Origin of the sequence: Streptomyces sp. NPDC051243, from assembly GCF_044455405.1 — a bacterium.
In the GTDB taxonomy this organism is placed as follows: domain Bacteria; phylum Actinomycetota; class Actinomycetes; order Streptomycetales; family Streptomycetaceae; genus Streptomyces.
The window spans coordinates 547967-573208 of the sequence record NZ_JBITES010000001.1 but is presented as its reverse complement, the minus strand read 5'-3'; the positions used below and the strand labels follow the sequence as shown (position 1 = coordinate 573208).

General features: G+C 72.5%; 23 protein-coding genes. 12 read left to right on the top strand and 11 right to left on the bottom strand.

What is annotated here, in order from left to right; all coding sequences use genetic code 11:
- A complete protein-coding gene (locus tag ACIBAG_RS02535; protein WP_399100069.1) occupies positions 1 to 1110 on the bottom strand; it encodes a LacI family DNA-binding transcriptional regulator in 1110 nt (369 codons plus the stop codon).
- A gap of 258 nt (positions 1111 to 1368) precedes the next feature.
- On the opposite strand from ACIBAG_RS02535, the gene ACIBAG_RS02530 reads away from it, so the two are divergent.
- The 4 genes from ACIBAG_RS02530 to ACIBAG_RS02515 all read left to right on the top strand — a co-directional run bounded on the left by ACIBAG_RS02530 (position 1369) and on the right by ACIBAG_RS02515 (position 5297).
- Positions 1369 to 2316: an ROK family protein gene (locus ACIBAG_RS02530; protein ID WP_399100067.1), complete on the top strand. Its 948-nt coding sequence runs from the start codon at positions 1369 to 1371 to the stop codon at positions 2314 to 2316.
- A gap of 458 nt (positions 2317 to 2774) precedes the next feature.
- A complete protein-coding gene (locus ACIBAG_RS02525) occupies positions 2775 to 3770 on the top strand; it encodes a TIGR01777 family oxidoreductase (protein ID WP_399100065.1) in 996 nt (331 codons plus the stop codon).
- Positions 3771 to 3813: 43 nt separating this feature from the next.
- A complete protein-coding gene (locus tag ACIBAG_RS02520) occupies positions 3814 to 4110 on the top strand; it encodes a hypothetical protein (RefSeq protein WP_399100583.1) in 297 nt (98 codons plus the stop codon).
- 146 nt (positions 4111 to 4256) lie between these two features.
- A complete protein-coding gene (locus tag ACIBAG_RS02515; protein WP_399100064.1) occupies positions 4257 to 5297 on the top strand; it encodes an NUDIX domain-containing protein in 1041 nt (346 codons plus the stop codon).
- On the opposite strand, the gene ACIBAG_RS02510 is transcribed toward ACIBAG_RS02515, so the two are convergent.
- From ACIBAG_RS02510 to ACIBAG_RS02500, 3 genes are all read right to left on the bottom strand, one after another.
- A complete protein-coding gene (locus tag ACIBAG_RS02510) occupies positions 5267 to 5524 on the bottom strand; it encodes a hypothetical protein (RefSeq protein WP_399100061.1) in 258 nt (85 codons plus the stop codon). The genes ACIBAG_RS02515 and ACIBAG_RS02510 overlap by 31 nt on opposite strands.
- A gap of 536 nt (positions 5525 to 6060) precedes the next feature.
- Complete coding sequence (locus ACIBAG_RS02505) at positions 6061 to 6225, bottom strand: hypothetical protein (RefSeq protein ID WP_399100059.1); 165 nt, start codon at positions 6223 to 6225, stop codon at positions 6061 to 6063.
- A 25-nt stretch (positions 6226 to 6250) separates the two neighbouring features.
- The gene (locus tag ACIBAG_RS02500; protein ID WP_399100057.1) at positions 6251 to 7606 is read right to left on the bottom strand and encodes a dipeptidase; all 1356 of its coding nucleotides are present in this window, start codon (positions 7604 to 7606) and stop codon (positions 6251 to 6253) included.
- Positions 7607 to 7775: 169 nt separating this feature from the next.
- Between ACIBAG_RS02500 and ACIBAG_RS02495 the strand changes: the two genes are divergently transcribed.
- A complete protein-coding gene (locus tag ACIBAG_RS02495) occupies positions 7776 to 9014 on the top strand; it encodes a geranylgeranyl reductase family protein (protein ID WP_399100054.1) in 1239 nt (412 codons plus the stop codon).
- A 58-nt stretch (positions 9015 to 9072) separates the two neighbouring features.
- Here ACIBAG_RS02495 and ACIBAG_RS02490 read toward each other — a convergent pair whose 3' ends face one another.
- Complete coding sequence (locus ACIBAG_RS02490) at positions 9073 to 9522, bottom strand: nitroreductase family deazaflavin-dependent oxidoreductase (RefSeq protein WP_399100051.1); 450 nt, start codon at positions 9520 to 9522, stop codon at positions 9073 to 9075.
- 129 nt (positions 9523 to 9651) lie between these two features.
- Here ACIBAG_RS02490 and ACIBAG_RS02485 point away from each other — a divergent pair, with 129 nt between their 5' ends.
- The 3 genes from ACIBAG_RS02485 to ACIBAG_RS02475 all read left to right on the top strand — a co-directional run bounded on the left by ACIBAG_RS02485 (position 9652) and on the right by ACIBAG_RS02475 (position 12361).
- On the top strand, positions 9652 to 10347 hold the full coding sequence (locus ACIBAG_RS02485; protein WP_399100049.1) for a TetR/AcrR family transcriptional regulator: 696 nt from the start codon (positions 9652 to 9654) through the stop codon (positions 10345 to 10347).
- Positions 10348 to 10439: 92 nt separating this feature from the next.
- Positions 10440 to 11699 carry a sensor histidine kinase gene (locus ACIBAG_RS02480; protein WP_399100047.1) on the top strand — a complete coding sequence of 420 codons (1260 nt, stop codon included), beginning with the start codon at positions 10440 to 10442 and terminating at the stop codon, positions 11697 to 11699.
- Entirely contained in the window at positions 11696 to 12361 is a 666-nt protein-coding gene (locus ACIBAG_RS02475) for a response regulator (RefSeq protein WP_399100044.1), read from the top strand. The genes ACIBAG_RS02480 and ACIBAG_RS02475 overlap by 4 nt, the downstream gene beginning before the upstream one ends.
- Here ACIBAG_RS02475 and ACIBAG_RS02470 read toward each other — a convergent pair.
- Together ACIBAG_RS02470 and ACIBAG_RS02465 are read right to left on the bottom strand one after the other, a co-directional pair.
- On the bottom strand, positions 12322 to 12627 hold the full coding sequence (locus tag ACIBAG_RS02470; RefSeq protein WP_399100042.1) for a DUF6332 family protein: 306 nt from the start codon (positions 12625 to 12627) through the stop codon (positions 12322 to 12324). The two genes, ACIBAG_RS02475 and ACIBAG_RS02470, sit on opposite strands and share 40 nt — an antisense overlap.
- 77 nt (positions 12628 to 12704) lie before the next feature.
- Positions 12705 to 14183, bottom strand: coding sequence for an MFS transporter (locus ACIBAG_RS02465; protein ID WP_399100040.1), 1479 nt, complete (start codon positions 14181 to 14183; stop codon positions 12705 to 12707).
- 85 nt (positions 14184 to 14268) lie between these two features.
- On the opposite strand from ACIBAG_RS02465, the gene ACIBAG_RS02460 reads away from it, so the two are divergent.
- On the top strand, positions 14269 to 14646 hold the full coding sequence (locus ACIBAG_RS02460; protein WP_399100038.1) for a MarR family winged helix-turn-helix transcriptional regulator: 378 nt from the start codon (positions 14269 to 14271) through the stop codon (positions 14644 to 14646).
- Between the two features lie 24 nt (positions 14647 to 14670).
- Here the strand turns inward: ACIBAG_RS02460 and ACIBAG_RS02455 are convergent, their stop codons facing one another.
- Positions 14671 to 15405: a maleylpyruvate isomerase family mycothiol-dependent enzyme gene (locus ACIBAG_RS02455; protein ID WP_399100036.1), complete on the bottom strand. Its 735-nt coding sequence runs from the start codon at positions 15403 to 15405 to the stop codon at positions 14671 to 14673.
- Between the two features lie 194 nt (positions 15406 to 15599).
- Between ACIBAG_RS02455 and ACIBAG_RS02450 the strand changes: the two genes are divergently transcribed.
- On the top strand, positions 15600 to 16157 hold the full coding sequence (locus tag ACIBAG_RS02450) for a DM13 domain-containing protein (RefSeq protein ID WP_399100034.1): 558 nt from the start codon (positions 15600 to 15602) through the stop codon (positions 16155 to 16157).
- 119 nt (positions 16158 to 16276) lie between these two features.
- On the opposite strand, the gene ACIBAG_RS02445 is transcribed toward ACIBAG_RS02450, so the two are convergent.
- A complete protein-coding gene (locus tag ACIBAG_RS02445; RefSeq protein ID WP_399100032.1) occupies positions 16277 to 17470 on the bottom strand; it encodes an MFS transporter in 1194 nt (397 codons plus the stop codon).
- Positions 17471 to 17700: 230 nt separating this feature from the next.
- The gene (locus ACIBAG_RS02440) at positions 17701 to 18786 is read right to left on the bottom strand and encodes a M12 family metallopeptidase (RefSeq protein ID WP_399100030.1); all 1086 of its coding nucleotides are present in this window, start codon (positions 18784 to 18786) and stop codon (positions 17701 to 17703) included.
- A 94-nt stretch (positions 18787 to 18880) separates the two neighbouring features.
- Between ACIBAG_RS02440 and ACIBAG_RS02435 the strand changes: the two genes are divergently transcribed.
- Positions 18881 to 20755, top strand: a complete 1875-nt coding sequence (locus tag ACIBAG_RS02435) for a LuxR C-terminal-related transcriptional regulator (RefSeq protein WP_399100028.1) — start codon at positions 18881 to 18883, stop codon at positions 20753 to 20755.
- A gap of 288 nt (positions 20756 to 21043) precedes the next feature.
- Here ACIBAG_RS02435 and ACIBAG_RS02430 read toward each other — a convergent pair whose 3' ends face one another.
- On the bottom strand, positions 21044 to 23611 hold the full coding sequence (locus ACIBAG_RS02430; RefSeq protein WP_399100561.1) for a CHAT domain-containing protein: 2568 nt from the start codon (positions 23609 to 23611) through the stop codon (positions 21044 to 21046).
- Between the two features lie 148 nt (positions 23612 to 23759).
- On the opposite strand from ACIBAG_RS02430, the gene ACIBAG_RS02425 reads away from it, so the two are divergent.
- Positions 23760 to 25199 (top strand): S8/S53 family peptidase, encoded by a 1440-nt coding sequence (locus ACIBAG_RS02425; RefSeq protein ID WP_399100026.1) that lies wholly within the window; start codon positions 23760 to 23762, stop codon positions 25197 to 25199.
- Positions 25200 to 25242 lie beyond the last annotated feature (43 nt).

Here is a 25242-nt window from a genome sequence, read left to right as displayed (position 1 = left end):
TCAGTCCGCCGGCGGCAGCTCGCCCGAGCCGCGGGTGATGAGCCGCGTCGGCAGCTCGATGCGTTCCGGGGTGATCAGGGTGCCGTCCAGCTGGCGGAACAGCCGCTCGGTGGCGGTACGGCCGATCGCCGCCGCGTCCTGCGCGACGACCGTGACGCCCGGCTCCAGCAGGTCGGCCAGTTCGATGTCGTCGAAACCGATGAGGGCGACACGCCGGGTCTGTTCGGCGAGGACACGGATCACGGTGACCGTCACCCGGTTGTTGCCCGCGAAGATCGCGGTGACCGGGGAGGGGCCGGAGAGCATCCCCTCGGCCGCGTCACGCACCCGCTGCGGGTCTGTGACGCCCAGGGACATCCAGGAGTCCTCCACCGGTATGCCCGCGTCCTCCATCGCGGCCCGGTACCCGCGCAGGCGCTCCGCGGCCGTGTGGATACGGGGCATGTCGCCGATGAAGCCGATCCTGCGGTGGCCATGGGCGATGAGGTGGGCGACGCCGTCCCGGGCGCCGCCGTAGTTGTCGGACAGGACGCAGTCGGCGTCGATCTTCCCGGCCGGGCGGTCCACGAACACCGTGGCGACGCCCGCCTTCAGCTCGGGCTCCAGATACCGGTGATCGTCACCGGCCGGAATGATCAGCAGCCCGTCCACCCGCCGTGCGCACAGCGCGAGCGCCAGCTCCTGCTCGCGGTCGGGGTCCTCGGCGCTGGAGCCGTTGATCAGCAGGGCACCGTGCGCCCGGGCGACCTCCTCGACGGCCCGGCTGAGCGGACCGTAGAAAGGGTCCGCGAGATCCTCCAGGACCAGGCCGATGCTCGCCGTACGGCCCTTGCGCAGCACCCGCGCGCTGTCGTTGCGGCGAAAGCCCAGCGCGTCGATGGCCTCCTGGACGCGGCGCTCCGTCTCCGGGGTGACTCCGGGCTCCCCGTTGACCACGCGCGAGACGGTCTTCAGACCGACTCCGGCACGCGCCGCGACGTCCTTCATGGTCGGACGGTTGCCGTAGCGAGTCCCGACGAGGCGGTCGGCGGGGTGGTCGGATCGGCGGATGGCCTCGGGCACGATGCGGTGTCCTGTCCTGTCGTCGTCCACGCGAATGCGTCGGTCCATGGCCTACGGCGATCCGCGAAGATGCGTCCGGCCACGGGCCTACGGCGATTCGCGCAGATGCGTCGGTCCATGGGGATGCGTCGGTCCATGGGTTTGTATGAGGATGTGGCGTCGAGCATAGAGCCTGGACAACGTTGTCAGATCCGGGGGACACTGTCCACCGCAATCTCCGGCCTGCGCCCCCACCGCGAGACCGGCTCGCCCAATTCCCGTGGTTGATGGGGAGTTCCGAATGGTTGACGGGGAGAACTGACACCAATGCACACCGACCTCGTGGCTGCGCTCGACATCGGCGGCACCAAGATCGCCGGAGCGCTGGTGGACGGCCACGGCACGATCGTGGTCCGGGCTCAGCGCGCGACGCCTGCGCGGGAGGACGGCGAGACGGTGATGCGGGCCGTCGAGGAGGTCGTCGGCGAACTCGCCGCGTCGCCCCTGTGGGGGCGCGCCACAGCCCTCGGCATCGGCAGCGCGGGACCGGTGGACGCCTCGGCGGGCACCGTCAGTCCCGTGAACGTGCCCGGCTGGCGTGACTATCCGCTGGTCCGGCGGGTTCGGGAGGCGGCCGGCGGGCTGCCTGTCGAGCTGATCGGCGACGGCGTGGCCATCACGGCGGCCGAGCACTGGCAGGGAGCGGCACGGGGTCATGACAACGCCCTCTGCATGGTCGTCTCCACGGGCGTCGGCGGGGGCCTGGTCCTGAACGGCCGCCTGCACCCCGGGCCCACCGGGAACGCCGGCCACATCGGACACATCAGCGTGGACCTGGACGGCGCCGAGTGCCCGTGTGGTTCGCGCGGTTGCGTGGAGCGCATCGCCAGCGGCCCCAACATCGCCCGGCGCGCGCTGGACAACGGCTGGCAGCCGGGACCGGACGGCGACACGTCCGCGGCCGCGGTGGCCGCCGCCGCACGCGAGGGCGACCCGGTCGCCGTCGCCTCCTTCGAGCGTGCCGCGCAGGCCCTCGCCGCCGGGATCGCGGCCACCGCGACGCTGGTCGAGATCGACATCGCCGTGATCGGCGGAGGCGTCGGCAAGGCGGGCGACGTCCTCTTCACGCCCCTGCGCAAGGCCCTGACCGACTACGCCACCCTGTCCTTCGTCCAGCGACTGTCCATCACGCCGGCCCAGATGGGAACGGACGCGGGGCTGGTGGGAGCCGCGGCGGCGGCGCTGGCGGGGAGAACGGACGCGGCGACGGTCTGAGGGGGCCGGGCAGGAACGTTCCGCTGTTCCGCTGCTCCGCTGTTCCGCTGCTCCGCCGTTCCCCGGTTGCGGGTGAGGGCGGGGCTGCCCGGATCCTTGTCCGCGCACTTCGCGGGAGATGGTCAACAACCCCTGGGCGGGGTGAGGGTGAGACCGTCGTTTTTTCGGGCTGGCGCCGCGGGTGTGCCGAACCGGTTTTCTGCGGGCTGCGCGGGCTGTGCATGCTGTGCATGCTGTGCGGTTGTGAACGTCACCCATCGCTACGTTCCCTCGATCCTGCGCGGGCGAGATGACCGCATGCGCGGGTCATGGCCGCCTCACGCACGGGGTGATGGGTGCCCATGGAGGCCAAGTAGCGGTGCGTGGGGCACTGGTGGCGCCGACGGTCTGCCCGGCAGCCTTTTTGAACATGTTCAAGAGGTGCGGTACGCTCGTGCTCACACGAGATGGGGAAGCCGATGAAGATAGTGATCCCCGGGGGAACCGGGCAGGTGGGCGCCATCCTGAACCGCGCACTGACAGCCGCGGGCCATGATGTCGTGGTGCTGACCAGGCGGCCCGCGCGGGGCCGCGAAGTCCGCTGGGACGGTGAGACCCTGGGGCCGTGGGCCGAGGTGATCGACGGCAGCGACATCGTGATCAATCTGGCCGGGCGCAGCGTCAGCTGCCGCTACACCGCACCCAATTTGCAGGCCATGATGGATTCGCGGGTGCACTCGACCCAGGTCGTGGGCGAGGCGATCGCGCGTGCCGCCCGGCCGCCCCGGGTCTGGCTGCAGATGAGCACGGCGACCGTCTACGCCCACCGCTTCGACGCGCCCAACGACGAGGCGACGGGCGTCATCGGCGGCAGCGAGCCCGGTGTGCCGGACTACTGGGCGTACAGCGTCGAGATCGCCAAGGCCTGGGAGCAGGCCCAGCAGGAGGCCGACACCCCGCGGACCCGCAAGGTCGCCCTGCGCTCCGCCATGGTGATGAGCCACGATCGCGGCGGCGTCTTCGACGTCCTGCTGGGGCTGGCCCGGCTGGGCCTCGGCGGCCCCGTCGCGGGCGGGGCGCAGTACGTCTCCTGGATCCACGAGCGAGACTTCGTCCGTGCGGTCGACTTCCTGGTCGACCGCGACGATCTCACCGGACCGGTGAACCTCGCCGCCCCCGAACCGCTGCCGCAGCGCGCGTTCATGCGGGCGCTGCGCTCCGCGTGGGGCATCCCCATGGGCCTGCCCGCGACCAAGTGGATGGCGGAGATCGGCGCGTTCGCGCTGCGCTCCGACACCGAACTGCTGCTCAAGAGCCGACGGGTCGTCCCCGGCCGGCTGCTCGACGCGGGGTTCACCTTCGAGCACGGCGAATGGCAGGAGGCGGCCCAGGACCTCGCACAGCGGGTGCGGCTGCGCCGGGGCGGCCGGCGGCGGCCCGGCGCCGCGGTTCCGGCGGTGTCCCGATTGTCCTGAGCCGAGGCGTGACTCACGCTCCCGTTTCGCAGTTGAACCGGTCATGAAGAAGCGCAGCATGCTCGCCATCGCCTCCCTGGCCACCGGATTCGTCGTCGCGGCGGTCACTCCGTCCCACGGCGCCGAGGCCCCTGTCACCGGGACCCCTTCCACGGAGACTCCGGGCATCGGCGGGGGCCTGAGGCTCCCCGGCGGAGAGGCCGGAGGGATGAAGCTCGCCGGCGGCGAGACCAAGCTCGCCGGCGTCAACGTGGACCAGGCCCTGAACACCTTCGGCAAGGCCATCAACCGCGAAACGGACCGGGCCGTGAACAACGCCCCGCACGGCAAGAAGCGCTGACGAGCCCACCGCCCCGACCACACGGCGCCGGAGCCCCCGCACCCGCGGGGACTCCGGCGCCGTGGTCATGCGCCCTCTACGGGAGGTGGTTTCCGTGGCACTGTGGAGCGGGCAAGCCACAGGGGGCCAACAGAAGAGGGGGAAACGTGATCGTCTGGATCAACGGTGCGTTCGGTGCGGGGAAGACCACCACCGCACGGGACCTGATCGAGCTGATCCCGAACAGCACGCTCTTCGACCCCGAGGTCATCGGCGGAGCGCTCACCCATCTGCTCCCGCCCAAACACCTCACCGAGGTCGGTGACTTCCAGGACCTGCCGATCTGGCGACGTCTGGTGATCGACACGGCGGCCGCGCTCCACGCCGAGCTGGGCGGGACGCTCGTGGTCCCGATGACGCTGCTGCGCCAGGAGTACCGCGACGAGATCTTCGGCGGCCTCGCCGCCCGCCGCATCACCGTCCAGCACATCCTCCTCGCCCCGGCGGAAACGATCCTGCGGGAGCGGATAGCAGGGCGGGAGATCCCGCCAGAGCTGCCCGACGGCGAGATACGGATCCGGCAGTGGTCGTACGACCACATAGAGCCGTACCGCGCCGCCCTCGCCGCCTGGCTGGCCGCGGACGCCTATCCGGTGGACAACAGCGGCCTCACGCCGTACGAGACCGCCGTCCGGATCGCCGAGGCGGTCGGCGGCGGCGCCGTCCCCGTCTGCGACATCGTGCAGACGCCGGAGCCCACCTCCGAGACCCTCGCCTCGGGGGTCCTCCTCTTCGACGAGCAGGACCGCGTGCTGCTCGTCGACCCGACCTACAAGGCCGGCTGGGAGTTCCCCGGCGGAGTCGTCGAACCCGGCGAGGCGCCCGCGCGCGCGGGCATGCGCGAGGTCGCGGAGGAGACGGGGATACGGCTGGAGGACGTGCCGCGCCTCCTGGTCGTCGACTGGGAGCGGCCCAAGCCTCCCGGCTACGGAGGTCTGCGTCTCCTCTTCGACGGCGGCCGCCTCGACTCCACGGAGGCCGAACGCCTTCTGCTGCCCGGACCCGAGCTGCGCGAGTGGCGCTTCGTGACCGAGGAGGAGGCCGCCGAGCTGCTGCCCCCGGTGCGCTTCGAGCGGCTGCGCTGGGCGCTGCGGGCGCGGGAGCGTGGGGCGGCGCTCTATCTGGAGGCCGGGATTCCGACGTCCTGAAGCGCGGCACGCACTGCCTCGTACAGGTAGGGCGTCAGCCTGCTCTCCTGCTGCAGCCGCTGCACGAACTCGCCCATGAGGACGGCGCCTCGGGCATACCGGGTGATGATCCCGGCGGCGGACTCCGGGATCCCGCCGCCGGGCCGTGCGCCGTCGGCACACGCCCGGACGAAGGCGTGGCGTTCCTGCCCGCGATGCCCGTACAACTCGGTGACCAGCCAGATCACCCGGTACCAGCCGGTGTAGGCGCGGTCGTAGTGACGATGACGGTCGAAGAAGGCGCGCTCCCGCGGGGTGAGCCGGAAGCGTGGGGAGAGCGCCAGGCCGAAGTCGGTGAGGTAGAGCTGCCGGCCGTCGGTGAGGATGTTGTGGAAGTGGTGCGTCGAAGTGCAGGAGTCGGTGCGTGTGCAGGAAGGTGTTGGTGGCTTCGAGTCCCTGTTCCAGCAGGGTGCACGCCGCCTCCGCGAAACCCGTCGAGAGCTGGGAGCCGAGCCAGTCGTGCAGGGTGCGGAACGTACTCGAGGAACAGCGCCAGGGCGGAGGAGGCTGTGCATAGGGCCTCGATCCGTTCGCGCACCTGCGGGCCGCCACCCCAGTGGGCGACGACCGTCTCCACGTCGGCCAGTTCGTCGGGAAGGGGCTGCGGAGGCTCGGGCAGGACCCGCCAGTGTGCCGTAGTGGAAGCCGGGCGGCACACCGAAGAGGTTCGCCGTGCAGCGGACGTTCTCCGGCCGTGATTCGAGGTCGGTGAGCGGTACTCGCTTCACGAACACCCGTGTGCCGTCCACTCGATCAGCGTCGACCGCCCGCCGATCCTGTGGCCGAGCGGTCTGCCCGACTCCACGAGGCTCGCCAGGTCATGGTCGGAGAGAAGCGCGAGCGACGTGGCGATGTCGGTGTGGGCGGTGAGGCGCGAGGCGCGGATCATGGACCCATCCTCACCGCCCGATCCCTCAACTCGCCGCGTAGTTGCGCAGGAACAGCGCCTCGGCGACCGAAAGGCGCTCCAGCTCCTGCGGGGACACGCTCTCGTTCACCGCGTGGATCTGGGCCTCCGGCTCGCTCAGGCCGATGAGGAGGATCTCCGCGTGCGGGTACAGGGCGGCGAGGGTGTTGCACAGCGGGATCGAGCCGCCCTGGCCGGCGTACTGCATCTCCTGGCCGGGGTACGCCACCGCCATCGCGTCCGCCATCGCCTGGTACGCCGGGCTGCTGGTGTCGGCGCGGAACGCCTGGCCCTGGCCCGTCTGCTCGGTGCGTACCCGGGCGCCCCAGGGCGTGTGCGTCTCCAGGTGGGCCTGGAGCAGCTTGGTCGCCTCGGCGGCGTCCACGCCCGGCGGCACCCGGAGGCTGATCAGTGCGCGGGCACTGGCCTGCACGGACGGGGTGGCGCCGACGACCGGCGGGCAGTCGATGCCGAGGACCGTGACGGCCGGACGGGCCCAGATACGGTCGGCGACCGTGCCGGAGCCGATCAGCTCGACGCCGTCGAGGACCCTGGCGTCCTGGCGGAACTGCTCCTCGTCGTACTTCAGCCCCTCCCACGACGAACCGTCGGTCAGCCCGTCGACCGTCGTCGAACCGTCCTCCGCGCGCAGCGAGTCCAGTACGCGGATCAGCGCGCCCAGCGCGTCGGGCGCGGCCCCGCCGAACTGGCCGGAGTGCAGGTTGCCCTCGAGCGTGTCGATCTGCACGCGGACCATGGTCATGCCGCGCAGGGTCGAGGTGACCGTGGGCAGGCCGACGCGGAAGTTGCCCGCGTCGCCGATCACGATGGTGTCGGCCTCCAGCAGGTCCGGGTGCTCCTCGGCGTACCGCTCAAGACCGCCCGTGCCCATCTCCTCCGAGCCCTCGGCGATCACCTTGATATGGACGGGTATGCCGCCGTTCGCCTTCAGAGCGCGCAGTGCGAGCAGGTGCATGATCACGCCGCCCTTGCAGTCGGCGGCGCCGCGTCCGTACCAGCGGCCGTCGCGCTCGGTCAGCTCGAACGGCGGGGTGTGCCAGGCGGCCTCGTCCAGCGGGGGCTGCACGTCGTAGTGGGCGTACAGCAGGACCGTCTTCGCGCCCTCGGGGCCGGGCAGGTAGCCGTACACCGACTGCGTGCCGTCGGGGGTGTCCAGCAGCGCCACGTCCTCGAAGCCCTCGGCGCGCAGCGCGTCGGCGACCCAGCGGGCGGCGCCCTCGCTCTCGCTCTTCGGGAACTGGTCGAAGTCCGCCACCGATGTGAAGGCCACCAGCTCGGTGAGCTCCGCCTTCGCCCTGGGCATGAGCGAGGCGACGGTCTCGGCGACCGGATTCGACGACATGGGCACGCTCCTTGTGGGTGCGACGTTGTACGTATGAGTGCTGTGATCCTCCCACAGCGGCCTGCGACGACGCCCGCCGTAGGATGCGGGGGACAGATGGGGGTGCCCCCGCTCGAGCGAAGTCGAGAGTGGGGGAGGACGGCGGCTTGATCGGGAGCAGTAGACCATCGTGAGCAGCGAGAACTCTTCGGCGGACGACGTGCGGCGGGTGTGGGACGTCGTCGTGGTGGGCGCGGGACCCGCGGGGGCCTCGGCCGCTTACGCGGCCGCGGTCGCGGGACGGCGTGTGCTGTTGCTGGAGAAGGCGGAGCTGCCGCGCTACAAGACCTGCGGCGGCGGCATCATCGGCCCCTCGCGCGACTCGCTCCCGCCCGGCTTCGAACTGCCCTTCCGGGACCGCGTGCACGCGGTCACGTTCTCGAACAACGGCCGCTTCACCCGGACCCGCCGCTCCAAGCAGATGCTGTTCGGGCTGATCAACCGGCCCGAGTTCGACCAGCAGCTCGTCGAGCACGCGCAGAAGGCGGGCGCCGAACTGCGCACGGGCGTCACCGTGCAGCGCGTCGAGCAGCACGGCTCGGCGGTGCCGGACCGCCGCAGCGTCGCCGTCGTCCTGCAGGGCGGCGAGACCCTGCTCGCGCGGGCCGTGGTCGGCGCGGACGGCAGCGCGAGCCGCATAGGAGCACACGTCGGGGTGAAGCTCGACCAGGTGGATCTCGGCCTGGAATCGGAGATCCCGGTGCCGGAGACGGTCGCCGAGGACTGGAAGGGGCGGGTCCTCATCGACTGGGGGCCGATCCCCGGCAGTTACGGCTGGGTGTTCCCCAAGGGCGACACGCTCACGGTCGGGGTGATCTCCGCGCGCGGTGAAGGAGCGGCCACCAAGCGGTACTTGGAGGAGTTCATCGGTCGGCTCGGGCTCGCCGGGTTCGAACCGAGCGTCTCCTCCGGCCACTTGACCCGCTGCCGCGCCGACGACTCGCCGCTGTCGCGCGGACGGGTGCTGGTGTGCGGTGACGCGGCGGGGCTGCTGGAGCCGTGGACGCGCGAGGGGATCTCGTTCGCGCTGCGGTCGGGGCGGCTCGCGGGGGAGTGGGCGGTGCGGATCGCCGAGGCGCACGACGCGGTGGACACCCGGCGCCAGGCCCTGAACTACGCCTTCGCGATCAAGGCGGGCCTCGGCGTGGAGATGAGCGTCGGCAAGCGTCTGCTGACGGTGTTCGAGCGCCGTCCCGGTCTCTTCCACGCGACGCTGACCGGTTTCCGGCCGGCCTGGAAGGCGTTCATGGACATCACCCGTGGCTCCACATCGCTGGCCGAGATCGTCCGCACCCACCCGATGGCCCACCGCGCCCTGACGGCGCTGGACCGCCGTCCGGCGGTGGCGGGCGACGAGGCCGCTTCCTGACGGTGGACAGGTTCGTTTCCGGACGGTGACCCGGGGCGTGCTCTGACGGCGGCCTGGGTCATTTCCTGACGGTGATCCGGAAGACGGGGTGGTCGGGGGCGCAGGCGATGATCTCCTCGTCGGAGGACTTCGCGGTGACACCCTGGAAGTACTGGTTGACCTCCCAGCCCCACTTCTCCAGATAGGTCCGCAGGATCGGGAGCTTCTCCTCGTCGGGAAGCTCCACCGCGGTGAACTCGCGCACCTTGCGCCCGACCCGCAGCTCCCCGCCGCCCGCGGCCCGCATGTTGCGCACCCACTGGGAGTGGCCGCGCGCCGAGACGAGGTACTGCGTGCCGTCGTAGGTGTGCGGATTGACCGGTACGCGCTGCATCTTGCCGCTCTTGCGTCCGCGCACGGACATCTCCGCCGAGCCCGCGAGGCTGAGCCCGTGCCGGGCCAGCCAGCCGACGACGCTGTTGAAGCGGACGTTCAGCGGGCTGCCCTTGAGGTAGTACGGCGACGTCATGGTGACCCCCACAGTTTGAGAGAGCGGTGCTCTCGCTTGAGAGCAGTGTGCACGAGATCGCTGATCCAAAGCAAGAGCACTGCTCTCGAATGTGTGCACTGCTCCGCCTTACGTGGGAGACTGCCTCACATGAGCAGCAGCACCGCACAGGGCGCACGGGCCCGCGCCAGGATGGAAGTCACCGCGGCCATCAAGGACGAGGCGCGCAGACAGCTCGCCGCCGAGGGTGCCGCCAAGCTGTCGCTGCGCGCCGTGGCCCGCGAGCTCGGCATGGTCTCCTCCGCGCTCTACCGGTACTTCCCCAGCCGCGACGACCTGCTGACCGCCCTCATCATCGACGCCTACAACGCCATCGGTGAGAGTGCCGAAGCGGCCCACGCCAAGGCCGCGGGCGCCGGTCCCGTACAGCGCTGGACGGCGGTCGCCGAGGCCGTACGCGACTGGGCGCTGCGGCATCCGCACGAGTACGCGCTGATCTACGGATCGCCCGTGCCGGGCTACACCGCCCCCGACACGACCGTTCCGCCCGCCTCCCGCGTCGGCCTCGTCTTCATCGACATCGTCCGCGACGCCCATCGTGACGCCGTCCTCACCGAGCCCTCACCCCTGCCCGCCCAGCTGCGCCCCGAGGCCGAGCGCATGGCCGCCGACCTGGCCCCCGACCTCCCTCCGGCGGCGGTCGCGGCCCTCGTCGCCGCCTGGGCCGAGCTCTTCGGCCTTGTCGGGTTCGAGCTGTTCGGGCAGTTCAACCGGGTCGTGGAGGACAGGGAGAGGTTCTTCCGGCATGCGGTGGCACGGCTCGCCCAGGGTGTCGGCCTGGCGTGAACCGCTGAGGGGCACGTACTTCGCGGGGAGTACGTGTGATCACCACGCGGGGGTGACGCCGCCCGGCGGCCGTCGCGTCTAGCGTGGCGGACATGGACGAGCAGCAGGCACGCCGGGGTGGCGGTCCGCCGATGTGGTGGCGGCACGGGCCGCCGTGGTGGACCCGGTCGGACGCGGAGGAGCACGTTCCCCATTGGCCCTGGCGCTCCACCCTGCTGATCACCGTCTTCGTGATGGCCGGCTCGAACTTCGCGGCCCAGGGTCAGCAGGACGACCGGGCCGCACTCGACCCCTTCGCGCGCGTGCTTCTGTTCGTGGCGGCGGCGCTGCTGCTGTGGCGCAAGCGGTATCCGGTGGCCGTCGTGTTCGGGACGGCGGTCGCGGCCACGGTCTACCTGGGCGCCGGGTACCCGTACGGGCCGGTCTTCGTGGCCGTCGCCGTGGCCTGCTTCAACGCGATCGTCCTGGGACACCGCAAGGCCGCCTGGGCGGCGATCGGGGTGTTCTGGCTCGGGCACGCGCTTGTGGCCCACTGGCTGTATCGGTGGCTGCCGCCGTCCGGTGACGCGGCCGCCCCCTGGGGAACGGAGGGTGTGATCGCCGCCTGGGTCGCGGCGATCCTGGCCGTGTCCGAGCTGGCCAGGACCCGGCGTGAGCAGTGGGTGAAGGAGCGGGCGGAACGGGCGCAGGCGGCGCGGCGCCGGGCCGACGAGGAGCGGCTGCGGATCGCCCGCGAGCTGCACGACGTTCTCGCGCACAGCATCAGCGTGATCAATGTGCAGGCGGGCGTCGGCCTCGCCCTCCTCGACAGCGACCCCGAGCAGGCGCGCACGGCGCTCACCACCATCAAGGCCAAGAGCAAGGAGGCGCTCGGCGAGGTCCGCCAGGTCCTCGACACCCTGCGCACGCCGGGCGACGTGCCGCGCACCCCGGCACCCGGCCTGGAGCGGCTGCCCGAACTGGTCCGGCAGGCGGCGAGCGCGGGCCTCACCGTCGAGGTCGAGGGCGAACCGCCACGCCTCGCGCCCGGCACCGACCTCGCCGCCTTCCGGATCGTCCAGGAGGCCCTCACCAATGTCGTACGCCACTCGGGGTCCAGGCACGCGCGCGTGCACCTCGATCACGACGACGGCGCGACGCTACGGTTGCGTATCGACGACGACGGTCCGGCGACCGGCGCCGAGGCGGGCGGCAGCGGCAACGGGCTGGCCGGAATGCGGGAGCGGGCGGCGGCGCTGGGTGGCACGATCGAGGCGGGCCCGCGTGCCGACGGAGGGTTCCGGGTGCTCGCCGTACTGCCGTTGAGGGCCACCGCCGACGCGGCGGGCAACGACGTCAAGGAGGACCGGTGATCCGCGTACTGCTCGCCGACGACCAGTCACTGGTGCGGGCCGGCTTCCGGGCGCTGCTCGACGCGCAGCCCGACATCGAGGTGGCGGGGGAGGCGGCCGACGGCGAGGAGGCGCTGCGCAAGGTGCGCGAACTGCGGCCCGACGTCGTCCTGATGGACATCCGCATGCCGGTCCTGGACGGCCTTGCCGCGACCCGCCGGATCACCGGGGACGGCGCGCTGGAGGGCGTCAAGGTGGTCATGCTGACCACCTTCGAACTCGACGAGTACGTCTTCGAGGCCATCCGCTCGGGCGCCTCCGGCTTCCTGGTCAAGGACACCGAGCCGGAGGAACTCCTGCGCGCCGTAAGGGCGGTCGTGGACGGGGACGCCCTGCTGTCACCGGGGGTGACGCGGCGCCTGATCGCCGAGTTCGCCGCCCGCTCCAAGGAGCCCGCCGCCGCCGACGCCCTCGCCGAACTCACCGAGCGCGAGCGGGAGGTGATGGCGCTGGTCGGGATCGGCCTGTCCAACGAGGAGATCGCCCGTCGCCTGGTGGTCAGCCCTCTCACCGCGAAGACCCATGTCAGCCGCACGATGGTGAAGCTCGGTGCCCGGGACCGGGCGCAACTCGTCGTGCTCGCCTACGAGTCGGGGTTGGTACGGCCGGGCTGGCTGGGCTGAGCCGCCTCGTCCCCGGTGTCCCGTCGCTGCCCGAAGCGGATCAGCACGCCGGCGACCCGGGCCACGAACAACACGGCGGCCGCCGTCGCGCCGGCTGCGACGAGCGTGCCGCGCGCCCCGGCCGACAGATCGAACGCGTACGCCGGTCCCGCCACGGCCCCGAACACCACGGCCGCCGCGAACGCCGCGCTGAACAGGGCGTATCCGATCTCGACGGTCATCGCGTCCCGCTCGGCCTGACTGCGCCGTCCCCCATACATGCTCATGGACGGAGTTTCACAGGAGTGCGCCCGGCGGAGCAAGCGAGCGGCTCCGCCGGGCGCACAGGGTCGGAGGCAGCCCCCTAGTCGCGTACGGTGACGCGCTCCGCCTCCTGGGACATGGACTTGGCGACCACGACGGTCCGCCGCGCGCGGCGGGTGCGCAGGCCGGTCAGTGAGATCAGCAGGCCCGCGACCGCGATCGCCGTGATCACGACCAGGCCGGGCAGGTAGCTGTCGAGGACGGCCTGCGGGGACGCGGGCTCGTCGGGCGCGTTCGCGGTCAGTACCGCCGTCACCACGGCCAGGAAGAGCGCGCCGCCCACCTGGACGGAGGTGTTGAGCAGCCCAGAGACCATGCCCTGCTCGTGCTCGTCGACGCCGTTCGTGGCCTGGACGTTGAGCGAGGGGAAGGTGAGGGCGAAGGCCGAGCCGACCAGGAGCATCGTGGGCAGGATCACCGCCGCGTAGACCGGGTCGAGGTCGATGCGCAGGAACAGGATGTAGCCGGCGACCATCAGGGCGAACCCGAGCGCGATCAGCCGGGCCGTACCGAACCGGTCGATGACCGCCCCGACCTTCGTCGCCGACAACGCCACGAGCGCACCCGCCGGCAGGAAGGCAAGCGCCGTGTGCAGCGCCGACCAGCCGAGCAACTGCTGCATGTACAGCGTGACCAGGAACTGGAAGCCGATGTAGCTGCCGACGAACGTCAACGCGCCCAACTGGGCCCGTACCTGGGCACCCGACCGGAGAACGCCCAGCCGGATCAGCGGGCTCGGACTGCGCCGCTCGACGGCGACGAAGGCGGCCAGCAGTACGGCGACGGTGAGGAAGGACAGGACCGTGCGGGCGGAGCCCCAGCCGGCCTCGGGGGCTTCGACGACCGTGAAGACGAGCAGCAGCATCGAGGCGGTGCCGAGGACGGCGCCGGGAACGTCGTAGCCGCCGTCCGTGCGTTCGCGCTCGGTGCGCGGCAGCAGCTTGAGGCCGAAGAACAGGGCGATCAGTGCCACGGGCGCGGGCAGCAGCATGGTGAAGCGCCAACTGGCCTCGGTGAGCAGGCCCGAGAAGACCAGCCCCATCGAGTAACCGGTGGCGCCGCAGGTGGTGTAGATCGAGAGCGCGCGGTTGCGTACCGGTCCCTCGGCGAAGGTCGTGGTGATGATGGACAGTCCGGCGGGGGCGGTGAACGCGGCGGCCAGGCCCTTGATGAAGCGGCTGGCGATCAGCAGCGGGCCGGAGTCGACGAGCCCGCCGAGCAGCGAGGCGAGCGCGAAGACGGCGAGGGCCACCAGGAAGACCTGGCGCCGGCCCAGCAGGTCGGCGGCCCGTCCGCCGAGGAGGAGCAGGCCGCCGTAGCCAAGGATGTAGCCGCTGACGATCCACTGCAGGGTCGAGGTGGACAGGCCCAGGTCGGCACCGATGGACGGCAGGGCGACACCGACCATCGACACATCCAGCGCGTCCAGGAACATCGCGGCGCACAGCACCAGGAGGGTGCCCCACAGGCGGGGCGTCCAACGGCCCTCGGACGTGGGGTGGGTGAGCGGAGAGGTCATGACGAAGACAGTACATGCGCATGCATCGAATGCAAATGCATTTAATGTTGATGCAACGAACTCGGAACTCTGCTACGGTGCGCCCATGGCGGCGAAGAAGGCCGAACAGGCGCTCGTGGACCAGTGGCGGGACATGCTGGCCCTGCACGCGCGCACACAGTGCGAACTGGACCGCGCCCTCGGCCAACACGGGCTGTGCGCCAGCGACTTCGAGGTCCTGGACGTGCTGGCGGACGGTGCCTGCGCCTACCGCGTCCAGGAGATCTCCGAGCGCGTCCACCTGAGCCAGAGCGCGCTGTCGCGGCTGATCGCACGGCTGGAGAAGGACGGGCTCGTCGAGCGCGGGCTGTGCCCCGAGGACCGGCGGGGCGTGAAGGTGGCGCTCACGGGGAAGGGACGCACGCTGCACGGCGAGGTGCTGCCGGTGCAGCGTGCGGTGCTGACGAGGATGCTGGCGAACTGACCGGCGTACGGGCCGGGTTCAGCGCTAGACGACGGCGGAGTTCTCCCGCCACAGCGTGGCGAGCGAGGCGTCCCCGGTCACCTGGGGAAGGGGCAGCCGGTTCCACAGCGACAGATACAGCTGCGAGGCCGGCCCGCTGATCTCGCAGTCGGCCGCTCCCGAGTCGTCCCGCTCGGTCACGGGCGGCTCCTGAGACAGCCGTACGGTCCATACGGCGCCGTCCGTGTCCGTCGCCCGCACCCGCAGCACCCGCGGTTCGGCGCTGCGGACCCGGCTCTTGGGGCGGGCGTGGAAGCCCCTGAGCAACTCGTCGATGCCGTCGGCCGCGAAGCCGGGGTCGAGGTCGCTCGGTGTGCCGCCGCGTGCCGCCTCCGCGTCGAAGCGGTGCACGGTCGTCTCGTGAGCCTGCCTGCGCGCCCAGAAGGCGAGTGGTGACGGGGCGGGCAGGAAGTGCCAGCACTCCACGTCCGCGGGGGCGTCGGTGAGTGTGCCGACCAGGTGACGGTGCCCCTCCCGGAACCAGGCGAGCAACTCGGCGCCGTCGAGGTCGGGCAGGCCGCCGTCGGGGTGGTAGGACATGTGCCCCTCGGTGACGAACGCCGCCGCCCAGCGGTGCACCATCCCGGTGTGCCGCAGCAGATCCCGCACCTGCCAGTCGGGACAGGTCGGCACCTTCGCGTCGGGCCCGGCCTTCTCGGCGGCCGCGGCCAGCAGGACGCCCTCGCGGTCGAGGGTCTGAATGAAGTCGGCTGTCTCCATGGGGCCGAGTGTGCCGGATGGAGTGCGCTCGATGGGCGCTGCCGGTCCGCCCGCGCCTCCTGGGAGGGGAGTCCGGGCAGCGGGACGCAGGGATGTGACGTAAGGATTTCGTCATCACGCTCGAGGTGTTCGACGGCCCCCGCGCGCCGTTGAATGGGGATGCGAACAGGCAACTCTCAGGAAGCGGGACGGATATGGGGCGTGTGCGGAGGGTGCTGGGCCGGCCGCTGGGCATCGGGGTGCTGGTGCTGGTCGTGGTCGCGGGTGGCTTCGGGCTCTACTGGTTCCAGCCGTGGAAGCTGTGGCAGGACCAGACCGTGGAGGAGGCCCTGCCCGGCGCGGTGCGGCAGACCGAGGGCGCGGTGCGGCAGACCGACGAGCCGTCCTCGGCGCCCGCACCGAAGACGGTGGCCGGCGGCGAGCTGATCAGCCACGAGCACACGACGTCCGGCACGGTGAAACTCGTACGGCTGGCCGACGGCTCCCATGTGCTGCGCCTGGAGAAGCTCGACACCAGCAACGGGCCGGACCTGCGCGTGTGGCTGACGGACGCGCCCGTCAAGGAGGGCCGGGACGGGTGGGGGGTCTTCGACGACGGCGAGTACCTCAGCCTGGGCAAGCTCAAGGGCAACAAGGGCAGCCAGAACTACGTCGTGCCGAATGACGTCGACCTCTCCCGCTACAGCAGCGTCAGCATCTGGTGCGACCGCTTCGACGTGTCGTTCGGGGCGGCGGAACTCGCGCGGGTCTGAGGTTGTTCGGACCGACGCGGGCGGCAGGCAGGACCCGTTTCGGGCGGAGGGGCGGAGCCGACGACACGGCGGTGCGGCGGCTCCGGCGGAGCATCGTGCCGGGGCGCCTGGGCGGGCCGTCATGATCCTGTTGGCGGCGCCGGTCGGCCCGGCGTCGCGCGGCGGGTCGCGACGCCGATCAGCGTGGCGATCGCGGCCAGTACGGCGACGCTCGTGAGCGCCACCGGCAGGGAGAACCAGTCGGCCATGAAGCCGATGGCGGGCGGGCCGAGGAGCATGCCGCCGTAGCCGAGCGTGGAGGCGGTGGCGACGCCGCTCGGGCCGGCGAGGGCCCCCGCGCGCTCGACGGCCACCGGGAAGAGGTTGGCGAGTCCGAGCCCCGTGATCGCGAACCCGAGCAACGCCGCCCACAGAGAGGGCGCGAGCGAGCCGAGCAGCATCCCGGCGGCGGCGGTGGCGCCGCCCGCGACGACGGTACGGCCGTGACCGAGCCGTTCCAGGAGGGCCGTACCGCTGAGGCGGCCGACGGTCATGGCGAGCGCGAAGCAGGAGTAACCGGCGGCGGCGACGCCGGGTGAGGCGTCCAGGTCCTGTTCGAGGTGCAGGGCGCCCCAGTCGGCCATGGCGCCCTCGCCGTAGGCCGTGCACAGGGCGATCAGGCCGAAGACGATCACCAGTCCCCGTGTCCTGGCGTCCGGGCGGCGCGGGGTGCCGCTCTCGGTTTGTACTGGGTCCGCGGCCCTCGGCGGTTCGTGGCGCAGCAGGGTACGGCCCGCCACGGCCGTCACCAGCAGCCCGATCCCGGCGAGGCACAGCAGGTGCCGGGTGGGGGAGAGGCCCCCGGCGACCAGCCCACCGAGTGCGGCGCCGACCATGCCGCCCAGGCTGAACGCCGCGTGGAAACTGGGCATGACCGGCCGGCGCAGGGCGGCCACCAGGTCCACGGCGGCGCTGTTGAAGGCCACGTTGATGCTGCCGTACGCCGCGCCGAACAGCAGGAGCACGGCGCCCAGGGCGAGTACGGAGTGGGTCAGCGGGGGCAGGGCGACGCTCAGGGAGAGGAGCACCGCACAGACGACGGTGACCTGGTGGGTGCCGTAGCGACGGCAGAGCCGGCCGGTGAGCGTCATGGTGAGGACGGCACCCGCGGAGACGCCGAGGAGGGCGAGACCGAGGGCGCTGGCGGAGGCGCCGGTCTGCTCCTTGATGGCGGGGATGCGGACGACCCAGCCGGCGAAGAGGAAGCCGTCGAGGGCGAAGAAGGCGGTGAGGGCGATGCGGAGGCGGGTCAGGGTGCTGCGGTTGCCCGGCACGGCGTTGTGCGTTCGGGGTTTGTTTATTAGCGGCACAAAGTCAGGCTAGATGCACGCCGTATCCGGGGCAAGGGAACCGTGGCCGTCGGGCACCGTCGACGCGAACCCCCGCACTCCCGCCAAACGGCGTGAGCGGGACGTCACCCTCCCCCGAAGGTGGCGTCCCGCTCACTTCCCCCGGCGCCGGACAGTGGACTGCGCAGTCCGTGCGCGGCAGCGGATCCGTGCCCTCACCAGCACATGACCGCTGTCTCCCCCGAACCCCAGCTGGAGTACAGACGCACCCGGACGAAATAGCGGCGGCCCTTGACGAGGCGGGCCTTGATCGTGGCGTTGTGCGGGGTGCCGCCGTCGTCCTGGGCGGTGAGGTAGCGGGGTTCGCCGTCCCGCTCCTCGAAGACCACGACGACCGCGTCACCGTCGCCGAAGGTGCCCACGGTGTACTCGCGGGTCTCCGGCGGCTCGACCACGAAGTCGGCCTGCTCGGCAGGCCGGAGCCGCAGGGGCACCGAACGGAACGGCACCAGCTCCCGCTGCCCCGGAGTCTCGGCCGGCGGGTACCAGCGGCGGACGAACTCCTTGTCGGCCTCGCTCAGCGCGCCCGGCGGGTTGAGACCCGCGCGGAACTGCTCGGGCTCCAGGATCAGCCCGGCCGAGAAGGGGTACTCCATGATCGAGTGCGGATCCCAGACGGAACCGTTGACCTCGTTCGGGTCCAGCTTGCGCAGGATGTTGAAGAACGTCTTGTCCCGGCTCCAGAAGTTCGGCGGGCCCGCCAGATCGGCGTACACCGCCTCGTCGTCCCAGTGGATCCCGGCGAACGGGCTCTGGTGCTCGTGCAGCATGCCGAGCGCGTGCCCGATCTCGTGCAGGGCCGTACCGCGCTCCCCGGGCACGGTCAGGTCCCAGCCGAAGTTCATGGTGCGTTCGTTCAGGCCGACCTGCAACGCGTCCTTGCCCACGGTCGACCAGGATCCGTCGCCGAGCTGGAACCCGATGCGCAGTTCGGCCTCCGACCGGTCGGCCACCTCCACGAAGGACAGGCCGATGCCCAGGCCCTGCCACTCCTGGAAGCACTCGCGCACGACGTCCCGCTGCTCCTTGCCGCCGACCCACGACACATGACGGGCCTTGCCGGTCAACGGGTCCGGGATCACGGATCCGTCGGAGTCCCGGTCGAAGAAGTGGTAGTGCAGCACGGTGCCGTTGACCCACATCCGGCTTCCGCCGACGAGCGCACTGAGCCGCTCGGCGGCCAGCCCCGCCGCGAAGGCGGGGGCCGACGCCTGCGCGAGGGAGCAGTAGCGTGCGGTCATGCGAACAGGGTGCCGTCGGCCCGCGGCGGGCGCCTGAGTCGGGGGCTACTCAAGTACGGGTGTATCAAGTGTGAGTCACCGTGCTCCTATTGCCGTGACGACTTGGGAACGTGACGCGAAGACCCTTCAGATGCCCTGGCCGTTCACCGGCCGGGAGGACGAACTCGAACTGGTCCGAGGGGCCCTGACCGCCGGTCGGCACGGCATCGTGATCACCGGACCGGCGGGCTGCGGCAAGACCCGGCTCGTCACCGAGGCCGTCCGCGGCTCCGACTGCGCCAGGGTGGCCGGCACCCCCGAGACCCGCCGTATTCGCTTCGCCGCGTTCGCGCACCTGGTGCCCGAGACCGCCTCCCTGCACGGCGCCTTCCAGCACCTGACCGGCGTACGGCTGCTGTTCGTGGACGACGCGCACCTCCTCGACGACGCCTCGGCCGCCCTCGTCCACCAACTGGCCGTGCACGGCCGCACCCGGCTCCTGGTCGTCACCACCGACGGCACTCCGGCCCCCGGCGCCATCTCCCGCCTGTGGACCGGCGAACTCCTGCCCCGCCTCACGCTGGAGCTGCTGCCCCGCGAGGAGACCGCCCATCTGCTGGCCGGCGGGGCGGCGGGCGCGGCCCTCGAACCGCTCACCGTCAACCGGCTGTACCGCCTGTGCCAGGGGGACCTGCGGCTGCTGCGCGACCTGGTGGACGCGGTGCGCGAGCGCGGGCTGCTGACCCGGGTTCCGGACACGGACTCCGGCTCGGACTCCGACTCGCACGAGTGGGCGTGGCGTGGTCCCGTGCCGGTCACCACGACCGTCCGCGAGCGCACCGCACAGGTCCTCGACCGCACCGGCCTCGGCGAGCGCGAGACCCTCGAACGCCTCGCCTTCGCCGAGCCGTTGCCCGTGGACCTGGAGGAGCTCGACCTCCGTGCCCTGGAGCACCTGGAAGCCGACTGCCTGGTCCGCGTCGACGACCAGGGCGCCGTCCGCCTCGCCCACCCCCTGCACGGCCCGGTGCTGCGGGCCGCGGCCGGCAGGCTGCGGGCGAGGCGGCTGTCCCGCACCGCGGACCTGTGCGGGCCCGCCCTCGACGCCGAGCGCGCCGCGCTGACCCGCCGTATCGAGCGGGCGGACGTACGGGCGACGCCTGCCCCCGTGGGGGAGTGGCTGGTGGCGGAGGGCGTGCCGGTGCCGGCCCGGTACGCGGCCGTACGGGCCCGGTTCGCGCGCCTGCGTGGCGAACTGCGGGAGGCGGCGGCATGGGCGCGCGAGGGGCTGCGGGCCGGCGGCGGCGATCCGTCCTGCCGTCTGGAACTCGCCCTCGCCACGGCGCAGTCGGGCGACACGACGACTGCCCATCAGATCCTGGGTGGCCGCCCCTACGGGGGTGGGGCGGTCACCCGGCCCGCAGCGGCCGGGAGCGACGCCGACGGGGCTGTCGGGGAGCCGGCCGGTGACGGCTGCAGGGCCGTCGAGGCGCTCACCGGCGACGCCTACGACGCCGTCCGCCTCGGCACCCCCGAGCTCGCCGAGGGCCGCCTGACCGGCGTCTTCGCCGCGCACGCCGACGCGCTCGCCCAGGGCGACGGTGCCGCGCTCGACCGGGTGGCCGAACAGTTGGAGAAGCGCGGCTTCCTGCTGTTCGCGGCCGAGGCGCACGCCCAGGCCGTACGGGCCCATCGCGACCCGCGCGCCGCCCGCACCGCACGCACGCGTGCCGTCGCCCTGGCCCGCCGCTGCCAGGGCGCCCGCACCCCGGCGCTGTCCGGGCTGGTCCTGGGCGAACTGACCGCGCGGCAACGGCAGATCGTCACGCTGGCCGCCACCGGACTGAGCAACCGGCAGATCGCCGAGAAGCTCACCCTGTCCGTCCGCACGGTCGGCAACCACCTCTACAGCGCCTACGCCCGCCTCGGCGCCGGCGACCGCAGGGCACTGCCGTGGCTGGTGGAGCTGCCGGACGCGCAGTCGGCGTAGCCACGCCGGGGTGGCCGATGCGAGCTGCGCCGGGGTGGCCGACGTAAGCCGTGCCGAGTGCGCGGTGCGACCCGTGTCGGAATCGCCGACCGGAGCCGCGCCGTAGCGGCCAGAGTGCTCCGCGTGTCGCTCGGCCGTGGTCGGGGCGGCCGCCGAGCCGACGGGCGAGGCAGCTCGCGCGTCTCGCCCGCCAGGGCACCGGAGGCCGGCGCAGTGCCCGCGCGGACTGCGGCCGGGCACACGTCCTGGCTCACCTCCACGAGAGGCCGGTTGCAGCCCAGCGCAGCGTCACGCGGCGCCGAACGCCGAGAACGCCCACCCCGTCGCCTGGTGCAGTGCGTCGCCCGGCAGTGCCGCCCGGGCGTCGCGCAGTGCCTCCGCCAGGGAGAGTCCGTCGCTCAGGCCCTTGTGCAGCGCCAGCATCAGCGGCACCACCGCGGCGTCGTTGACGGGTGCGGTGCACGCCACCACCCCCGCCGTGCCCAGCGGCAGCAGGGCGGTGACCAGGCCCAGCAGCTCGTCGGCGCCGACCGAGGCGAACCGGGCGGTGTCGCAGCAGGACAGGATGATCCGGTACGGGCTGCGGTCCAGGCGCTCGAAGTCGTGCACGATCAGCGGCCCGTCGGCCATCCGCAGCGACGAGAACAGCGGGCTGTCCGCGCGGAACGTGCCGTGGGCCGCGATGTGGGCCAGCGCGGCACCGTCGAGTTCCTCGAGTACGCGGGGCACGCGCGCGTCGGCGTGCTCCAGGACGACCGCACCGTCGTACCGGCAGGCGAGGTGGGGCACCTCCGCGCCGCCGGTCGCCAGACCCGGGCCGCGCACCAGCACCTGGCGCCCGCCGGGCGGCGGCTCGGTCTCCCGCGCACGCAGCCAACTGCTCGCCGACGGCGACACGCTCAGCACCCGTTCCCGCAGCGACGGCAGCAAGGCCCACGGCACCCGGTGCAGCCGGGCCGGCGGTACGACCACCACGGGGCCGTCGCCCAGCTGCGCGGCGGCCGGACCGAGCAGCAGCTCCTCCAGGCGCCGCCCCGCCGCCTCCACCACCGGCAGCCGAGCCTCCGCGCCGGGGTGGGCCAGCCGGCGCAGCCCGGCCTGGACGTGCTCGGCCTCGGTCTCCGCCTCGGCCAGCAGCCCGGCCGCGTACCGGCGTACCCGCCCCTGCCCGCACAGCAGCACCTGAACCCGCCCGTCCAGCACGGCGAGTTCGGCCAGCCGTACGTCGTCGCCGAGCCGCTCCAGGAGACGGCCCGGGTCGAAGCGGTGGCCGTCGCCCGGTGTGTCGCCGCGCAGGTGCAGGGTCCGGGAGCGTATCTCCCGCTCCAGGCGCCGCTGTTCGCGCTCCAGCGCCGGCAGCGGCCGGGCCTCCATGCGGGCTTCCTCCGCGCGGGCCGCGATCACCCGGAACGCGGTCAGGTCGCCCTGCAGCTCCGGGTCGGCCGGCGGCCGGGTCGGCGGTGTGGACAGGGCGGTGGCCCGCCAGCGCTCGCTCCACACCAGCAGCCGCCGCGGGCTGCCGGAGTCGAGGCTGGCCTGCTGGGCCAGTGCGGCGAGTTCGGCGCCCTGCTCGGTGGCGCGGGCCCGCAGTTCCGACGCGCCGAGCGTCATCCGGTGGGCGTCGAGGACGTCCAGGCCGCGCCGGCAGGCCTCCAGGACGCCCCGGCCCGACCCGGCCGCCCGGGCCCGCAGCGCCTGGGCCGCCCAGCCCGTCATCCGGGCCAGCGGCGGACCGCTGCGTCTGCTGCGGGCGGCGACCGCCAGATGCCGCTCGGCGTCGGTCCGCCAGCCCAGCGTGAGGGCGATGCGGCCCGCGAGCAGCGAGGCCTCCGGCGCGGCCGGCGCGCCGAAGGAGGCCAGCCGCTCGGCGACCGCCGCCGTGTCGGCCACCAGCCGCCCCGAACTGCGCCCGGCGGCGACCCTGGACTCGATCAGCACCAGCCGGGCATGCGTCTCCCACCAGCTGCGCCGCTGCCCGGCGAACAGCCGTACGGCCATGTCGGCGCGGGCGATCGCGGTGTGCGCCTCGCCGGCCAGCCGGGCGGCACGCGCGGCGGCCAGCAGCAGTTCGGCCTTGCGGGTGGACTGGCCGCCGATGCCGTCGAGCACGGCGATCGCCGCGTCGGCCTCGGCCAGCGCCTCCGGCGCCAGCCCCGCGGCCATCAGCACCTCGCAGCGGCGGATGTTGAGCATGAAGGTCGGCGTGCCGAGCTTGGCGTACCGCTCCTCGGCCTCGTCGAGCAGCCGCAGCGCCGCCGGGATGTCGCCCGACCGGAACGCCGCGAGACCCCGGCTCTCCACCGCGTCGGCCTTGTCGTGCTCCTGGCCCGTGGTGTCCCACAGCGCCTCGGCCGCGGTGAAGTCGGCGTCCGCCCGGTCCACCGCGCCCAGCGCCAGGTGCACCGTCGCGCGCAGCGTCAGCGCCCGCGCCGTCCAGATGACGTCCTCCGCCTGCCGCAGTACGGGGATCGCCTTGCGCACGTCCTCCAGCGCCTCGCGATGGTGGCCCAGGACCCAGCGGGCGTAGGCGCGGCGGAACAGCACCCGCGCGCGGGTGTGTCCGCTCCCGCGCTCGACTCCGCGCTCCAGCGCGGCCAGCCCTTGCTGAGTGCGCCCCGCGTGCACCAACGCGACCCCGAGCGCCGCCAGGGCGTCCGCCTCCCGGTCGGCCGACTCCGCGCGTGCCGCGAGATCCCGGGCACGCCGCAGGTGATGGAGGGCGATGCGCATGTCGCCCCAGTCCCGCTGCCAGATGCCGATCACCTGGTGGGCGACGGAGGCGTGCAACGGCGACGGATCGGCGTCGAGCACCCCTTCCGCCCTCGCCAGCGCGTCGTTGGGGGCGGCGAACACCATCGGCAGCAATTCGAGAACCGAGTCGCTTCCCGCTGTCACTCAACGGATGGTAGTTGCCACGGAACCGTGCCACACCGGTTTGGCGCTGTATCAATCAGCGACCGCACGGCTCTGACTGACGAACGTCGCCTCAGGGGGAGGACCCGCCATGGCACCACAGCGATTCCACGAGCAGTTCGAGCAGATCCAGCGCTCCATGCCCGACGTCCCCCTCGCGATGGGACCGGACGACTCCGCCGAGTTCATCTACGAGAAGGGCTATGTGCTGGTCCGTGACGGCGAGGACGCCCGCCTCGTCGAGGACACCGTGCGGGCGCACTTCACCGCCGAACCGGACCTGGTGCAGGACAACGTGCGCCGCGCGAGCCCGCGGACCAACCGCTCCGGCATCACCCGTATCCAGGTCGGCGACCCCGGTGAGGGAGACCGCAGCGGCGACCGCACCGTCGCGCACGCCCTGCGCGCCCTGCGCGAGACGGAGGGCCGGGTCGGACGGCGGCTCGTCAGCCGCAACCACCTCGTGGGGATCACGGGGAACGTCAACTCCTGTCCTGGTGACGAGCCCGCGCCCGCCCCCCTCGCCGACGGGACCAACCCCACGGCGGCCGAGGGCGTTCACGACCCGGACAGTGCCGTCGCCGTCCTCGTCGTCGACACCGGCCTCATGCACGACTACCGCTCCTTCGCGCTGCTGGCCCACACCGACGGCGACGCGCAGATCAAGGAGTGCGACGACGAGGGCATCCTCCAGCAGTACGTCGGCCACGGCACGTTCATCGCCGGCCTCGTCGCCGCCGTCGCGCCCAACACGGACATCACGGTCCGCAACACCCTCCACGACGCGGGCGCCATCCTGGAGTCCGAGTTCGGCGAGAAGCTCTTCGAAGCCGTCGACGCGGGCGGCTGGCCCGACATCCTCAGCCTCTCGGCCGGCACCGCCAACGGCCGCACCGACGGCCTGCTCGGCGTCGAGGCCTTCATGCGGGAGCTGCGCGACCAGCGCACCCTGCTCGTCGCGGCGGCGGGCAACAACGGCAGCGCCACGCCGTTCTGGCCCGCCGCCTACGCCGACCTGCCCGACTACCAGGACGCCGTGCTGTCGGTCGGCGCGCTGCGCGCGGACGGCGAGTTCGGGGCCTGCTTCAGCAACCACGGGGGCTGGGTCAAGGCGTACGCGCCCGGCGAGCGGCTCACCAGCGTCCTCACCGGCTTCGACGCGCCCGTGCCGTACATCTACCAGCACTCCACCTACGACGCCTGCCGGTACGGCTTCGGCTACTCCTGCACCTGCGTGTCCCCGCGCCACACCGGCGTGTTGAGCGAGCAGGGCGGCACCGCCAAGAAGCCCGACCAGGTGATGTTCGAGGGGTTCGCGCACTGGAGCGGCACGTCGTTCGCCACGCCCCTCGTCGCCGGCATGATCGCCTCCCACATGACCGCACAGCAGGAGAGCGACCCGCGGGTCGCCCGGTACAAGATGCTCGCGGCGAACTCCGGGTTCGCGGAGGTGCGGGGGGCGCACGTCCCGGCACTTCGCCCCCCGACCTGGCGCCCTGTGCCCGTCGTGCCACCGGCTCCTCGGTCATGAGGGTCGGAACCGTCCCCTCCGCGGCGTACGATGACTTGCCGTA